Annotated in this window: 13 protein-coding genes; 6 read left to right on the forward strand and 7 right to left on the reverse strand. The window is 40.7% G+C overall.

What is annotated here, in order from left to right:
• The first annotated feature begins 29 nt into the window (after positions 1 to 29).
• A complete protein-coding gene (gene glpK / locus EHR06_RS12535) occupies positions 30 to 1523 on the forward strand; it encodes a glycerol kinase GlpK (RefSeq protein WP_135757310.1) in 1494 nt (497 codons plus the stop codon).
• On the opposite strand, the gene EHR06_RS12540 is transcribed toward glpK, so the two are convergent.
• From EHR06_RS12540 to sppA, 6 genes are all read right to left on the reverse strand, one after another.
• Entirely contained in the window at positions 1524 to 2837 is a 1314-nt protein-coding gene (locus tag EHR06_RS12540) for a hypothetical protein (RefSeq protein ID WP_135757311.1), read from the reverse strand.
• Positions 2838 to 2853: 16 nt separating this feature from the next.
• A complete protein-coding gene (locus EHR06_RS12545) occupies positions 2854 to 3141 on the reverse strand; it encodes a hypothetical protein (RefSeq protein ID WP_135757312.1) in 288 nt (95 codons plus the stop codon).
• A 50-nt stretch (positions 3142 to 3191) separates the two neighbouring features.
• On the reverse strand, positions 3192 to 4172 hold the full coding sequence (locus tag EHR06_RS12550) for a PP2C family protein-serine/threonine phosphatase (RefSeq protein ID WP_135757313.1): 981 nt from the start codon (positions 4170 to 4172) through the stop codon (positions 3192 to 3194).
• Entirely contained in the window at positions 4169 to 4786 is a 618-nt protein-coding gene (locus EHR06_RS12555) for a hypothetical protein (RefSeq protein ID WP_135757314.1), read from the reverse strand. Before EHR06_RS12555 ends, EHR06_RS12550 begins: the two co-directional genes overlap by 4 nt.
• A gap of 124 nt (positions 4787 to 4910) precedes the next feature.
• Positions 4911 to 6329 carry an MBOAT family O-acyltransferase gene (locus EHR06_RS12560; RefSeq protein ID WP_135757315.1) on the reverse strand — a complete coding sequence of 473 codons (1419 nt, stop codon included), beginning with the start codon at positions 6327 to 6329 and terminating at the stop codon, positions 4911 to 4913.
• Positions 6330 to 6351: 22 nt separating this feature from the next.
• The gene (gene sppA, locus EHR06_RS12565) at positions 6352 to 7350 is read right to left on the reverse strand and encodes a signal peptide peptidase SppA (RefSeq protein WP_425269498.1); all 999 of its coding nucleotides are present in this window, start codon (positions 7348 to 7350) and stop codon (positions 6352 to 6354) included.
• 166 nt (positions 7351 to 7516) lie between these two features.
• Here sppA and EHR06_RS12570 point away from each other — a divergent pair, with 166 nt between their 5' ends.
• The 5 genes from EHR06_RS12570 (at position 7517) to EHR06_RS12590 (ending at position 13189) form a co-directional block, all read left to right on the forward strand.
• The gene (locus EHR06_RS12570) at positions 7517 to 8389 is read left to right on the forward strand and encodes an aldose epimerase family protein (protein WP_135757316.1); all 873 of its coding nucleotides are present in this window, start codon (positions 7517 to 7519) and stop codon (positions 8387 to 8389) included.
• Between the two features lie 76 nt (positions 8390 to 8465).
• Entirely contained in the window at positions 8466 to 10163 is a 1698-nt protein-coding gene (locus EHR06_RS12575; RefSeq protein ID WP_135757317.1) for a DNA repair helicase XPB, read from the forward strand.
• Positions 10164 to 10177: 14 nt separating this feature from the next.
• Positions 10178 to 11395 carry a pyridoxal phosphate-dependent aminotransferase gene (locus EHR06_RS12580; RefSeq protein WP_135757318.1) on the forward strand — a complete coding sequence of 406 codons (1218 nt, stop codon included), beginning with the start codon at positions 10178 to 10180 and terminating at the stop codon, positions 11393 to 11395.
• A 4-nt stretch (positions 11396 to 11399) separates the two neighbouring features.
• Entirely contained in the window at positions 11400 to 12389 is a 990-nt protein-coding gene (locus EHR06_RS12585) for an SH3 domain-containing protein (RefSeq protein WP_135757319.1), read from the forward strand.
• Positions 12374 to 13189, forward strand: a complete 816-nt coding sequence (locus EHR06_RS12590) for an alpha/beta fold hydrolase (RefSeq protein ID WP_135757320.1) — start codon at positions 12374 to 12376, stop codon at positions 13187 to 13189. Before EHR06_RS12585 ends, EHR06_RS12590 begins: the two co-directional genes overlap by 16 nt.
• Here the strand turns inward: EHR06_RS12590 and EHR06_RS12595 are convergent.
• Entirely contained in the window at positions 13164 to 14621 is a 1458-nt protein-coding gene (locus EHR06_RS12595) for a sodium:solute symporter family transporter (RefSeq protein ID WP_135757321.1), read from the reverse strand. The genes EHR06_RS12590 and EHR06_RS12595 overlap by 26 nt on opposite strands.
• Positions 14622 to 14659 lie beyond the last annotated feature (38 nt).

The raw sequence follows: 14659 nt of genomic DNA on the forward strand, positions 1-14659 counted from the left end.
TTTAATTCAATCGATCAGGGAGATATCGAATGAGTGAATATATCATCGGAATAGATGCCGGTACCACAGGCATACGTACTTTTTGTTTTAATAAATCCGGGACAGTGATCTCAAGCGCTTATTCCGAATTTAAACAATACTTTCCTAAACCGGGTTGGGTTGAACATGATCCGGAAGAGATCTGGGCTAAAACGGAAAAACTAATCTTAAAAGCGATCCGAAACGGAAAGTTAAAACCCGAAAAGGCCGTAGCGATAGGGATTACCAACCAAAGAGAAACCACTGTATTATTCGATAAGGACACAGGGGCCCCAGTTTATAACGCGATCGTTTGGCAATGTCGTAGGACCTCCGATTTCTGTTCCGGATTAAAGAAAGAAGGTCTAGAACCAATTTTCAGAAGAAAAACAGGCCTAGTCGTAGATGCTTATTTCAGCGGAACAAAGATCCGATGGATCCTGGACAATGTAAAAGGTGTTAGAGCAAAAGCAGAAAAAGGAAAGGTACTTTTCGGGACAATTGACACTTATCTTCTATATCGTTTGACTGCAGGAAAAGCACACAAGACGGATCATACAAACGCGAGTAGAACTCTTATCTTCAATATTGAAAAGAAGGAATGGGATAAGGAACTATTAAAAATCCTGCAAATACCTGAGGCGATCCTGCCTGAAACACATAACTCCAGCAGTTTATTCGGAAGAACAGAAGGTGTAAAAGGATTACCTGACGGAATTCCAATCTCTTCTTTAGTAGGAGACCAACAGGGTGCGCTATTCGGACAATTATGCACCGAGCCTGGAGAAGCAAAAAACACTTACGGGACCGGATGTTTCTTATTATTCAATACGGGAAACAAATTACAAATTTCTAAAAATAATCTGATCACGACTCTTGCCTGCGGACCGGAAGGAAAAACGGTCTATTGTCTAGAAGGTTCTATCTTTATCGGTGGAGCAGTGATCCAATATCTCAGAGATAATCTCAGATTCTTTAAAGAATCCAAACTTTCCGAGAAGATGGCTTCTTCCGTGACTAAAGATGATGATGTGGTTTTTGTTCCTGCATTCTCCGGACTGGGCGCTCCTTATTGGGATATGAATGCAAGAGGTGCGATCTTAGGCCTAACAAGAGATACCACCCAAGAGCAGATTACGAGAGCTGCTTTAAAATCGATCGCATTACAATCTTATGAACTAGTGGAAGCAATGGAGAATGATACAGGCTCCAAACTCAAGGTCCTAAAAGTGGATGGGGGAGCTACTGCAAACAATTGGCTTATGCAATACCAAGCGGATATTTTAGGGAAGAAGATCGTAAGGCCTTCTAATCTGGATACAACCGTTTTGGGAGCGGCGTATCTCGCAGGACTAGAAAGAGGTTTTTATTCTTCCGTAAATGACCTGAAAAAAAATCAAAAAACCAGCAAAGAATTCTCTCCTAAATTAAGTTCCAGCTTAAGAGAAAAAGAGATCCGAGTCTGGAAAAATTCAGTAAAAAGAATTCTTACACCCGAATTCTGATTAGTAAGAAAAAGAGAGCAGGCTAAACTCCAAAGGTTTTCTTTCCGAGTTGATGCCTGCTCCTATGATCAGTTTGGCCTGATCGTATTTAGGGATCTCTAAAATAGAATCCGCAGAAATTTTAAAAAACTCATACTGATCTCTTTCCTTCTTGGAAAGATAAATATCGATTCGAATAACTTCCATATATTTTAGGATACGCAAAAGTATCTTATCTTTGGTGATCGTATATAGTTCTATCTCGTTAGAAGATCTGTTTAGATTGAATTTTTCTCCAGGGACAGCTTCGAATTCGATTTCCGTTTTGGAAGTTTCGTCTTCTACAGAATCTTTGTATAGAGGAAAATTCCCTTCTTCATAATAGATCCTTCTGGAAAATCGTCTGAATATTTCTTTTTCCACGATTTCAGGAAAGGATTCTCCCGGTTCCGGTTTTTTACTAGGGCCATCTAAGATCTGTTTCCATTTGTTTTTAGAAACATTCTTTTCCACCATTCTGCGCACAGGAGGAGAAAGTTTTGGGATCGAAAATTTTAAGATCCTTTCATCCAGTTTGTTTAATATAGAATTTAAGAACGGCCCATGTATGAGAGGAAGTATTTCAATGGAGAAGATCCGGTCTCTCAAAAATTTTGCGAATTCTATCTCGTAAGTGAATAGATTGGAAACTAGTCCCTGTTCTTCTGCGGGAGTTCCTGCATACAGGATCTTTACCAAATGAAATAGATACGTTTTACTTTCAGGATCAAAATATAATTCTTCTATTTTTTGGATCACTTCTTCTTCATTCAGTTCCGGATTCACAATATCTCTTAGAGAAAGATATTTGGTGGAGAACATTCTTTTTCGGAACATTCTGTATAAGGTAAACTTTCCGGTTTGGATAGGACCGATCTGGGTCTGAAGGTTTTCTCTGAGAATTAGAACAGGCGAGTGGGATCGCGATGTTGGAGTTGTAGGCCGTGCTGTTTGAGCTCCTACAATCCGATAAGGATTCGAACGAATTGGATAGCGGGCTCCTTCAAAAATTTCCTCAGACTCCTTTGGAAACTTAGAATCTTCGGAATAGAGCAGACCTTCTGTAAATTTCAAATAAGGAGGTGTTTTGATCGGAGAACTTGGAGTGATTTTACGATCATATTCTAATTCGTAAAGAAACTTTGGTATGAGCGCAGGCTGAGAATACAAATAGGGAAGTTCTTCAATTTCGCTTAATGGAAAATCATAAAAGGGAGAAATTTTAGAATGTACTCTTGCTACCGAGTCAGGATTGCAGAATAAAAAATGATAATTCTCTCCCTCGAAGTAGATCATGGGAATGGAAGAAGGATCAATCTTCTTCGAATAGATCCGGATGTAAAACGGAAAGCCCCGGTGCCTTTGTTTCTCTTTTAGAAAGTTTGGAAACCAGTTGTTTTTTGAATAGGGTCCAGTCGTAGGTTTGTTTTAAGGAATCTAACTCTTCTTCGAATCCGTATTGTAAAAAGTCCAGTGTCTCTTCTTCCGTGAGTCCTGTGACAAGGCTGCTATCGGAAACCACTCTTAAAATTTTACGAATATCTCTCTCATTCCAGACTAGGATTCCTGAAAGTCTCACGACCCAATATTCATGGTCCATTCTTACAGATTCGTCGATTATTTCTCTTTATTCAAGAGTAAATTGGTTTCTTAAAATTTTCTGACCACTAAAAGACTCATATCATCTTGAATTCTTCCGCCTGTATGTTTCACGACGTCGGAAAATAGATCATCTATTAATTTACGTATATTCTTCTTAGGAGCGGTTTCTAAAAATTTATATAAATTCTCTCCATAGTATCCGCCAATACTCCGATTCTTCTGCTCGAAGAGACCGTCTGTAAAACAGAATAGAATATCGTCCCTATCCATCTTAAAACTTTGAGAAGGTTTCGGCTTTTTAAGGGGAGAATTCATCACAGTAGAAAGGAATTTTCCATCAGTGCTTACAATGTAAGTTTTGTCTTCTTTACTTTTATATAGAACTAGACTTGGGTGTATCCCGGAGTGCAGAAAATTTCCTTTATTGTCCGCCTTCATCAAAAGGAAAGTCGCATATAAACTTCTGTGGATATGAGGAAATGTATTCGTTCTTTCTTCCAAATGTTCCAACATCTGGTCTATGATCTCGTGAGGAGTTTCGAATTTATGGACCAGATGGCTCATTTGATTCATGATCATTAGGCTGAATAGTCCTGCTACATAACCGTGACCGGAAGTATCTCCGATCCCTATCCAATAATTCCCATCTTTGTCTTTTAGAAAATTATAGAAATCCCCGCCGATCGGGTTGTAAGTCATACATCTTCCGCGGATCTCGTAATTTTCATCCACATAGTCCAGAGGAAGAACGTAGTTTTGCATCCTACTGTCCCCTCTGCGGAATCGTTTTATTATTTTGCCGAATTCCTGTTCTTTAGGCAGGATCTTCTCGGTTAAAAACAGAACGAATGCGGAAAAATTAATGAATAATGTAAAACAACATACTAAAAGTAAAACGATCGGAACTCTAACCGGAGGAGTATAAAATTTAAGCCCTATTCCCAAACTTCCTAGAATGGAAAGATTCAGCACGATCAAAACCGGCCAGGCATCTTTCATGTACTGTTTGATCGTAGTGGAACTTCTCATCTTACCTTAAAATAGGCATGGCCTTGGTATTCCTTCTTGGAATAATTCCTGCGTGCGATCCGGAATAATTCATCTTCTGCATAAGGTGTATTTGTGCCTTCTACCACGCCGAAAGGTTTTTCTCTATATCCGGATTCATAGATCATAGGGATCAAGTTGTCGCTGGAAGGATCGTAATGATACAATAGTTTATGAGAACTTTCCAGGAAATTTATTTCAGGACCTGAGATTTGTTTTCCGTCTTTCCAAACGGATTCTTCTTTTTTGATCTTTTGTGTATTGAGCAGAAGCCAGTTCCCGCGAGACTCATATTTTCCGGATCCCTCTATTTGGATTCGACGGATTTCTCCTTTTTCTTCGATCTCCCTCAAGTAGTACTTTTGGAAAGATTTTTCAGAATTCGAAAATTCTAATCTTTCCGTTTGGTTTTCCTTATAGTTGACTGAAGTTAAAGGGGAGAAGGGAGGAAGTTTTTTGCTATAAATTCCCTTTAAGAATATATCACCGGATGATTCGGGTCTTTCCGGAAGTTCCCTGATCCAAGAAGGTGGAAAACATCCGGTGAAAACAGAAAGAAATACAAATATTCTTAGAACTGTAAGTATAACTTTCATAGGAAATCTAAGGAATTTGAAACTTGCAAATAATGTAATTTTCTAATTCCTATTCTACTTCCAAAATCCGTCTAAGGCCAGAGAAAGGCAAACCGGAAATTCCGTTAGCCCGCAAAGAGGACGACTAAAATTGGAAGTAAATGAATTCTCCGCCCCCGTCCCCGAATATACCCATTAATAAAAGTATAACGATGGAGAAGGAGGGTAATAACCAACGGAATCTGATCTGTATTTTTTCTCTGATGCTCGGATAATATTGAACCGCATTCCAGAGGAAGGTGAATAGAATGAATAAGGCCAATTCTTCCCAGCGCACCAATGCCTTTCCGCCTATGATATTTAAGAAACCCGTAAAATAGTCCCAAGCTAAACTGAGTGAATTTTTACCTGCGGCTGCAGTTCTAAAGAATATACCGGAGATCGCAAATAAATGTACGATCAGCGCTACTTTCCAGAAACGTTTCCAGCCTCTAGGCTCTTCTTCTTTTTTAGGATCGCCAGGCGAGAAGAATCTTTCCACTCCTAAGATCAGTCCTAAATAAGCACCCCAGAGAACGTATCCGAAGTTTGCTCCATGCCATAGACCGCCTAAGGTCATTGTGATCATGGAATTGCCTTGCGTTCTCCAGAATCCACCTCTGCTTCCTCCTAATGGAATATAGAGGTAGTCTCGAAGCCAAGTGGATAAAGTAACATGCCAACGTCCCCAGAACTCTCTGAAACTTGGAGAAAGGAAAGGTCCTCTGAAGTTTTCAGGGATCTCATAACCGAGCAAGTATGCGGAACCTCTTGCCATATCGGTGTATCCGCTGAAATCACAATATACCTGACAGGCAAATCCGAACGTTACTAGATATAAACTGAAAAAATTATATTCTCCCGGATGCTGATAGATCCCGGAGATGATCCCGGAAATATTATCCGCGATCACAACCTTCTTAAATAAGCCGGAAAGAATTAGGAAAACTCCCCATTGTACTCGATTGAAATCGATAGCAGGTTTGTCCAGTTTCGGAAGAAAGTCCGTTGTCCTCATGATCGGTCCTGCGATCAATTGAGGGAAGAATAGAATGAATAAAAAATAATCTAATCCAGAGATCCTTTCCGGAACATGGTCTCTGTGTATATCCACTTGTAATGCGATCAACTGAAATGTATAAAAGCTGATCGCGAGCGGAAGAGGGATATGTATCCCTTTTCCGAATTCTGAAAATCGTAAGGAACCGGTGAGGAAGTCCAGTGAATCCAGAAAGAAATAGAAATATTTGAAGAATGCTAGGTTAACAAAATTAAGAACAATGATCCAGGTCAGAAGTTTGGACGTGGATTTACCTTCTCTTTTATTTTCCCAAAGTTTCAGAGAAAAATAGAAGTTCACTGCGATCACGAGTAAGAAGTGGATCGAAAATGCAGCGCCGGAGTAAAAATAGAAAAGAAGAGAAGAAACTAAAAGTAAAGGTTTCCTTCCTTTTTGAGGAAGGCTCCAATACAGCAGGAATGTAAGCGAAAATAAAGCTAGATAGGGAAGGGAATTAAAAAGCATTTTAGAATTATTTTATAAAACCTTATTCGGGTGAGAATAGATAATGCAATTTATGGTCCGGAGAGATCCGGAACGGAAGCAAAGATTCCAGTAATGTAGGACCGGTTCCGGTATTACTATCTATCTGGTAGAAGTTTTCAGGTTGAGGACCTTTATAAGAATAGAATACGATCCTTGGAGTCAGCGGAGAGGAAGCCTTATAACCTGGAAGTTTGGTCACTTGCATAACCGCATCTTCAAAATAACCGATAGAATCGATGAGTCCTACTTCCAAAGCTTGGTTTGCGGAGTAGATCCTTCCATCCGCTAATTTTCTAAGGTCGGATTCTTTTAACTTAGGTCTTCCTTTTTTGATAATACTTAAAAATCTTTCGTAGTTCTCCATGATGATATCTTGGAAAACTTTCTTTTGTTCTGGAGTGAATTCTTCCACAGGGTTTCCTGTAGCCTTGTTCGGACCGGAACGAATGGTGCTGCTCTTGATCCCCAGTTTGTCCAAAGCTTCTTTCACATTGATCCCGAATCTAAGAACTCCAATGGAGCCTGTGATCGTTGTAGGGTGAGCTTGGATATGGTCGGTGGCCATACTCAGATAATACGCACCGGAAGCAGCAGTGTCCATGAATAGGGAAAGGACAGGCACATTCTTCTTCTTTTTGAATTCTAAAATTTCGTGATGGATTAGATCGCTGGCTGTTACTGATCCGCCGGGAGAATCTATTTTTAAGATCACAGCTTTGATCTCAGGATCTCTTGCAGCCATAGACAAATAGGTTTTGACCCTGCTTACTATGCTGTCCTTTTCTCCGGATAAAAGTCCTCCCGAGGATTTTTGTCCGGAGATCTCTCCTTCGATAGGGATGAGTAATATTTTATCAGGGCCTTCTGTAGAAGAACCGGTGACTAGTTTTTCTTTAGGGATAGGAGAAGTTTGGTTCGGGATAGAAAGAAACAAACATTGGCTTAAAAACAAGATTCCTAATACAAATAGAATGGATTTGTGGAATAGGAATTTCATCATAAAGCCTCCTGCCCATTCTGGGAGGCCCGGGTATCGCTTCAATTCCTTTCCTTTTTGTTTGGCGCCCAAAAAAAAGTCTCAGATCCGTTTTTTACTTTCCCTCTCAGCTAGTTTTCCCAACCTCCTTCCCGCAATGTATGAATTTCGGACGGAGAACTCTCGTTTTTTGACCGACGGTACCCAATGGTTTTCTTGGGACTGGACCCATCCAATTACAAAGGAAATATTTCCGATCATTCTTCCTTATGATAAAAACGTAAGTATATTTGAATCAGGTAATTTTCTAATGTTCCCTTGGGTGAATCGATATGCTTCTACGGAATTCATTCTAAATGGAAAGGAATGGAATGCTAAGGAAATGATCCGGGATTCCAATCAATTTCCGGTCCACGGCCTAGTACATTCTTTAGAGAGAAAACTTTTAAAACTGAAAAATAACCAAAAGGGCGCCGAGTTCAGAGTGAACTTTCCGGAAGAATGGAAGGATTCTCCACTTTCAGGAGTTGCCATCCGAGAAGAATATTCAATCGAAGAGACTTCTTCCGGGACTCTACTAAGTGTGAAGACTAGATTTCATAATTTAAGATCCGATTCTATCCGATTCGCCTACGGTTATCATCCTTATATAAATTTAGGAAAAAATGATGGAGATTGGAAACTTCATCTTCAGTTGGACAAAAATTTGGAATTAGGAGAGGATCTAGTTCCGATCCAACCTTTTATTTCGAATCCGATTTCTTCCGTTTTGGAAGGAGAGAAGATCCCGAGTCTAGATCATTTATTCTATGGAAAAGAACCTAGAGTTGTTTTGGAGAACGGAACCAAAAAATACTCTATCACAATCTTAAGTCCTCCTCCGGAAGAAGGACAAATTCCATTAAATTATTATCAAATATATACAAAACCGGATCGTTCCGCAATTGCAGTCGAACCTTGTAGTTCACCGGGCAATGCGCTCTTGTCGGGACAGGATCTAAAAGAGCTAAAAGGTCACTCCGAAACCTTCGGAGAATTCAGGATTTTGGTGAGATCGTTATGATTCGGCCTTATAATCGCTTTCTTCTTGACAAGGAGGGGGTCATTTTCAGTCTAAGTTTTGGGGGAGATTCCACGCCGTGAGTAAACCGTTAATCGTACAAAGTGATAAGACTATGCTTTTAGAGGTGGACAATCCTGAATTCGAAGCCTGCCAGTTAGTCGTATCCAAATTCGCGGAATTAGAAAAAAGTCCCGAATATCTACACACTTATAGAATTTCTCCTCTTTCCTTGTGGAATGCCGCATCTATCAAGATGAGCGCGGATGAGATCGTAGAATGTTTGGAAAAATATTCTAGATACTCGGTTCCGAAAAACGTAGTCAATGAGATCAAAGAACAGATCGGAAGATACGGAAAAGTAAAACTAGTCAAGGAAGAGAATGGAGATCTTTGTATCATCTCCAATGAAAAAGGATTTTTACAAGAGATCTCTAATCATAGAGCGGTCCAGCCTTATATAGAAAAGACCGAGAACGAAAAGATCTATATCAAAAAAGAATTCAGAGGTCATATCAAACAGGCTCTGATCAAGATCGGTTTCCCGGTTGAGGACCTTGCGGGTTACGACGAAGGAAACAAATACGGATTCAACCTAAGACCTACTACCAAGTCCGGTAGAAAGTTCGGAATGAGAGACTACCAAAGAGCCTCCGTGGAAGTATTCCATGCAGGTGGCGGGAACGAAGGTGGATCCGGAGTGGTGGTACTTCCCTGCGGTGCTGGTAAAACGATCGTAGGTATAGGTGTGATGCAGATCGTGGGAGCGGAAACTCTGATCCTGGTCACGAACACACTTTCTATCCGTCAGTGGAAAAACGAAATTTTAGATAAAACTGATATTCCTGAATCGGATATAGGGGAATACTCCGGAGAAGTGAAAGAAATCAAACCGATCACAATCGCTACTTATAATATTCTCACTCACAGAAAGAAAAAAGGGGGGGATTTCACCCACTTCCATCTATTCAGTGCGAATAACTGGGGACTCATCGTTTATGACGAGGTTCACTTACTTCCAGCTCCAGTATTCAGAATGACTTCCGAATTACAGGCAAAACGTAGACTAGGACTCACTGCAACTCTGGTTCGAGAAGACGGGTTGGAAGAAGACGTATTCAGTCTCATCGGACCTAAAAAGTACGATGTGCCTTGGAAGGAACTGGAAAGTAAATCCTGGATCGCGGAAGCAAAATGTAAAGAGATACGTGTTTCTATGGAAGACGATCTACGTATGAGATATTCTATCGCGGACGATAGGGAGAAATTCCGTCTCGCCTCCGAAAACCCTGAGAAGTTGAAAGCGATCGGAATGATCATGAAAAAACACTCAGAGTCTCATCTACTCGTGATCGGACAATACATCAATCAGTTGGAAGAGATCTCCAAAACTTTCAAAATTCCTTTAATTACTGGAAAAACTCCTTTGGGAGAAAGACAGGAATTGTACGATGCGTTCAGATCGGGTAGGATCAAGTCACTAGTCGTCAGTAAGGTTGCAAACTTCTCCATCGACTTACCGGATGCGAATATCGCAATCCAGGTTTCCGGAACCTTCGGTTCTCGTCAGGAAGAGGCACAACGTTTGGGCCGAATCCTAAGACCAAAAGGTGAGGATAATACTGCGGTTTTCTATTCTTTGATCTCAAGAGATACGAACGAAGAAAGATTCGGTCAGAACAGACAACTTTTCCTTACAGAACAAGGTTACGAATACGAAATATATACTCTAGACCAATTCAGAGAATCCCTCGAAGAAAAAGTCGGAGCACAATAAAAAGAGAGGTCCAAATGGAATGGAACGCAAGAAGGCTGGATGTAATCGAGCCTTCACCCACCCTAGCAATCAGCGCTAAGGCGGCAGAACTAAAAAAGAAAGGCGAAGACATCGTAAGTTTCGGAGCAGGAGAACCTGACTTCGAGACACCGGCCCATATTAAAGAGGCCGCTAAAAAAGCGATCGATAAGGGAATGACCCGTTACACTGCCGTTTCCGGTACGGTGGAACTCCGAGACGCAATCATCACTAAATTCAAAAGAGATAATGGACTGGAATATTCCAGAAACCAGATCATTGTAGGAACAGGCGGAAAGCAGGTTATCTATAATTTCTTCTTAGCTACCTTAAACCCTGGAGACGAGGTTGTGATCCCAGCTCCTTATTGGGTAAGTTATGCGGATATAGTACGTCTGGCAGAAGGTAAGGCAGTCATCGTTCCTACCAGCAAAGCGGACAATTTCAGGATTTCTCCTGCTCAATTGGAGAAGGTGATCACACCTAAAACAAAGGTAGTGGTCCTGAACTCTCCATCTAACCCTACAGGTTCCGCGTATTCCAGAAAGGAATTGGAAGCAATCGGAGAAGTGATCTTAAAACATAAGGTCATGGTTTTAAGCGACGATATCTATGAGAGTATCGTTTTTGACGGATTTCAATTTTCGAATCTGGCGATGCTTTCTCCCGAACTAAAAGAACTTACATTCGTAACCAATGGTGTGTCCAAGGCATACTCCATGACTGGTTGGAGGATCGGATACGGTGCGGGACCGTTACATATTATCCAGAACATGGATACGATCCAAAGCCAGTCTACATCCAATCCTTCTTCTATCTCCCAAGCTGCCGCAGAAGCTGCACTGATGGGAGACCAGGCTTGTGTAGCCGAAATGGCTAAAGCATTCCAGAAGAGAAGGGACCTGATCGTAGGACTTTTAAATGAGATCCCAGGCGTGGAAGTGAATGTTCCTCAAGGTGCATTCTATGTATTTCCTTATCTGACCGGAGTTTATGAAACCGACGGTTTCAAAAAACTACAAGCTGCAAGTTCGGAGACAAGCAAGAGTAAATTATTCTGCGCTCATCTTTTGGATAAGTATAAAGTAGCCGCGGTTCCAGGGATCGCATTCGGAGACGATAATGCACTTCGTCTATCTTATGCGATGGGAGAAGAAGATATCAAAAAAGGTGTCTCTCGAATCTCCGAAATGGTAAAGGATTTCTCCCGTTAAAAGAATGTATTTACGCCGGTTAGTATATCTAATACTGATCGCGACCTGTACATTCTCCCTTTCTAGCCAGGAGAAAAAACAGTACATCGTTTTAGATCCGGGAACGGAACTCTATCTGTTCCCGGAAAAAAAATCGGAAGTATTACGTAAACTTTCCTTTGGAGAAATTCTTTCTGCAGAAAACCAAAAAGAAGCGGACTCCAAATTCCAATTACTCACAGACAAGGATGGACTCACCGGTTGGGTGGATTCCCGTGCTTTGTTTAGAATGGGAGGTAAGGGAAGTTATCCTGTTATCACAAAGGCGATAGAAAAGTTACTTTATCAAGATTCCGGCCCGAACGAGTTAGAATCCGTTTTTACCTATTTAACAAAAATAGAAGAAGGTCCCATCTTCCAAGGAAACGAGTTCTTGTTCCTAAAGATCCGTAGATTAGTGGTCCTGCAAAGATATTCGGAAGTTTTACAATCTCCTGAATACAGATCCAAATCCAGGCAGAAATTAGAAGATCTTTTGAAAAATAATCCTACAGAGTTAGGAGTATATTCCAAAACAGGAAATTGGACTGATACTCTGAGCAATGCACCCGAAGGTTCTAAACTAAAGGTCAGACCGGAAACTTTCTGGAAAGTAGCGGAAGCTTATCCGAATTCAAAACCTGGGGACTTTGCAGCTTACCTGGCAGTAAAATACACTCCTGAGATCAGATGCGGCCGAGACCCGATTTGTGTTCTACAAGATGAGGAGAATCGCAGATTAAAATATCTGCTTCTTCAGCCGAACGGGAATTATGCTCCAATCTTCTCTTCTCATTTAGAAAAACGACTCCTTCATTTTTCAAAAGATAGAGAAACATTAGTATGTGATACGAAACTTCCTAAAGAGTCTTCTCTCAAAAACTTCAGGAATAAGGTGCAAGAACTTCCGGCAAGATACGGAAAGAAGTTCTATTCTAAGCTAAGAGTTATAGAAGAGGAATGTTTAAAGAAGTGAAACTTTTCTTTAAAGAATATCCTGCTAAAGAAACTGCAACTCTTACCACTCCTATCTTAATTTTACACGGTCTATTCGGCTCTTCTAAAAACTGGGTAAGTGTTTCCGATTTTTTAAGCTCTTATTCCAGGGTATACAGCCTGGATCTTAGGAACCATGGAGACTCTCCACATTCTTCGGAACATTCTTTGAGCGCAATGGCAGAAGATGTAAAAGAATTTTTAGAAGATCATGGACTGGATAAAGTCATTCTACTTGGTCATTCCATGGGCGGCCTTGCTGCAATGACATTCGCACTTAGGCATCCTGAAAAAGTGGAAGATCTGATCATACAGGATATTGCTCCCAGAGATTATGAATTCAAATACGAAGGGGAGCTTGCGGTCTTAAGAACGGATCTCTCTAATTTTAAGAACAGACAAGAAATAGATTCCGCTACTTCTAAATTTGTAACGAACCCATTTATTCGGAACTTTTTACTAATGAACCTGGATAGAACTGAATCCGGGCAATATCGCTGGAAACTGAATGTGGATGCGATCTCTCGTTCTAAAAATATGTTCCAATCTGAATTTTCAGGTGCAGATAAACAATATTCCGGAAAGGTAATATTTATCATCGGAGGAGACTCGGAGTATTTCCATACAAGCGATAAGATAGTATGTTTAGAATATTTTCCGAATGCAAGATTCGAAACGATCCCCGGCGGGGATCATTATATCCATTTTACAAAAGCGGAAGAATTTCGTAAAATCCTGACCGCTTTTATGGATTCTATCGTTTCCGGTTCGGGAAAATAAATCCTGCAATTAAAGCAAAAGTCCAGAATAGGATCATTCCAAGAGGAACAAGCACAGTGAAATTATAGTTTTTCACCGTTCCTGAAATTCCAGTCACCAGTATTGAACCGGCCAAAGCTAAAGCCAATCCCAGATCGGAAACAATCATTCTTTTTCTTAAGAATGGGATCACTTCCGTTAAGAATACCGCCACCATAGAACCCACAGTGAAGGAAGAAATTTTAAGTCCTAATTCCAAGAGTCCCTTTGTATAATTTTCAGGAAGAGAGAAGAAGAATAGGGAACTAAAAAAAAGTAAGATCCCGAAGAACAAAGAAGAAAGTTTTTGTCCTCCTAAATTCCAGCCGAAGTCCGCTTTTGCAGTCAAAGAGAGTGAGTTTATTGAACTGGATAATGTAGACATTGTAGAAGCCAATATCCCTGAAAGTAGAAGTCCTAAAAATGGGGCAGGAACTTCTTCTATTAAAAATTTTGAAAATACCTTGTCTTGAGCGATTGTCTGTCCATTAAACTTATAGTATAAGAAAGTCCCGATCGCCAAGAACAGTATCATCTGGAAGAATACCGCAATTCCGGAACCGATCATCGCTTTTTGGGCATCTTTTACGTTTTTGGCGGCGAGAGATCTTTGGATAAACATTTGGTCCGCGCCATGGGTCCCTAAACTGAGTAAGGCACCGCCTAAAACTGCCCAAGGCATAAAGTAAGTCGCAGAAGGATTCTCCCATTCTAAAAACCTAAGTTTGTTTCCTTCCCAAGCGGAAGAAATAACTGTGAATGGTTCCGGACTAGATTGGTAGAGTAGAACGAGCGCAAAAACTCCTCCGAATACATACACAAAATATTGTAATGTATCCACCCAAACAACCGATCTGAATCCGCCTTGCATTGTATATAAAACTGTGATCAATGTGACGATTGCTAAGGTCCAAACTCCGATGGAGTATTGGCTAAACGAATAGGGTAAAATTTTAGGAAGGCCTAATTCGAGTAACATCGCCACTGGAAGTGTGGACGCATAAAGCCTGACCCCATCTCCTAAAATTCGAGTCACTGAAAAAAGACCGGACATTGTTTTTTGGGACCTTCTTCCGAATCTGGTCCCGACCCATTCGTACACGGAAAGAAAATTATGATGGTAGGTGAGCGGGATCAGAACGAATGCAACAATAGTTCTTCCCAAAATATATCCGAACACAACCTGTAAGAACGTAAAGTTTCCTGAATAAGCAATTCCTGGAACGGAAAGAAAGGTCAATGCAGAGGTTTCCGTCGCTACAATGGAAAGTGAAAGTGGAACCCAAGAAAGAGATCTGTTCGCTAAGAAGAATTCCGTAGATTCCGAACTTTTACGCCCGGATTTATAACCGGAATACAGAACGATCCCAAAATAGAAAAATAAAACCAGAGCATCGGACCAAGCAAAATGCATACGCGAGCATTCTTTATTGCGTGAACGGACGCGCAAAT

Origin of the sequence: Leptospira dzoumogneensis, assembly GCF_004770895.1 — a bacterium.
Lineage (GTDB): Bacteria > Spirochaetota > Leptospiria > Leptospirales > Leptospiraceae > Leptospira_B > Leptospira_B dzoumogneensis.

Bases quoted from the DNA above. Each gene is read 5' to 3' on its own strand.
- EHR06_RS12555 (WP_135757314.1), bottom strand. From the start codon at position 4,786: ATGAAAGTTATACTTACAGTTCTAAGAATATTTGTATTTCTTTCTGTT.
- EHR06_RS12595 (WP_135757321.1), bottom strand. From the start codon at position 14,621: ATGCATTTTGCTTGGTCCGATGCTCTGGTTTTATTTTTCTATTTTGGG.
- EHR06_RS12560 (WP_135757315.1), bottom strand. From the start codon at position 6,329: ATGCTTTTTAATTCCCTTCCCTATCTAGCTTTATTTTCGCTTACATTC.
- EHR06_RS12550 (WP_135757313.1), bottom strand. From the start codon at position 4,172: ATGAGAAGTTCCACTACGATCAAACAGTACATGAAAGATGCCTGGCCG.
- EHR06_RS12590 (WP_135757320.1), top strand. From the start codon at position 12,374: ATGTTTAAAGAAGTGAAACTTTTCTTTAAAGAATATCCTGCTAAAGAA.
- glpK (WP_135757310.1), top strand. From the start codon at position 30: ATGAGTGAATATATCATCGGAATAGATGCCGGTACCACAGGCATACGT.
- EHR06_RS12545 (WP_135757312.1), bottom strand. From the start codon at position 3,141: ATGGACCATGAATATTGGGTCGTGAGACTTTCAGGAATCCTAGTCTGG.
- EHR06_RS12540 (WP_135757311.1), bottom strand. From the start codon at position 2,837: ATGATCTACTTCGAGGGAGAGAATTATCATTTTTTATTCTGCAATCCT.
- EHR06_RS12580 (WP_135757318.1), top strand. From the start codon at position 10,178: ATGGAATGGAACGCAAGAAGGCTGGATGTAATCGAGCCTTCACCCACC.
- EHR06_RS12585 (WP_135757319.1), top strand. From the start codon at position 11,400: ATGTATTTACGCCGGTTAGTATATCTAATACTGATCGCGACCTGTACA.
- sppA (WP_425269498.1), bottom strand. From the start codon at position 7,350: ATGATGAAATTCCTATTCCACAAATCCATTCTATTTGTATTAGGAATC.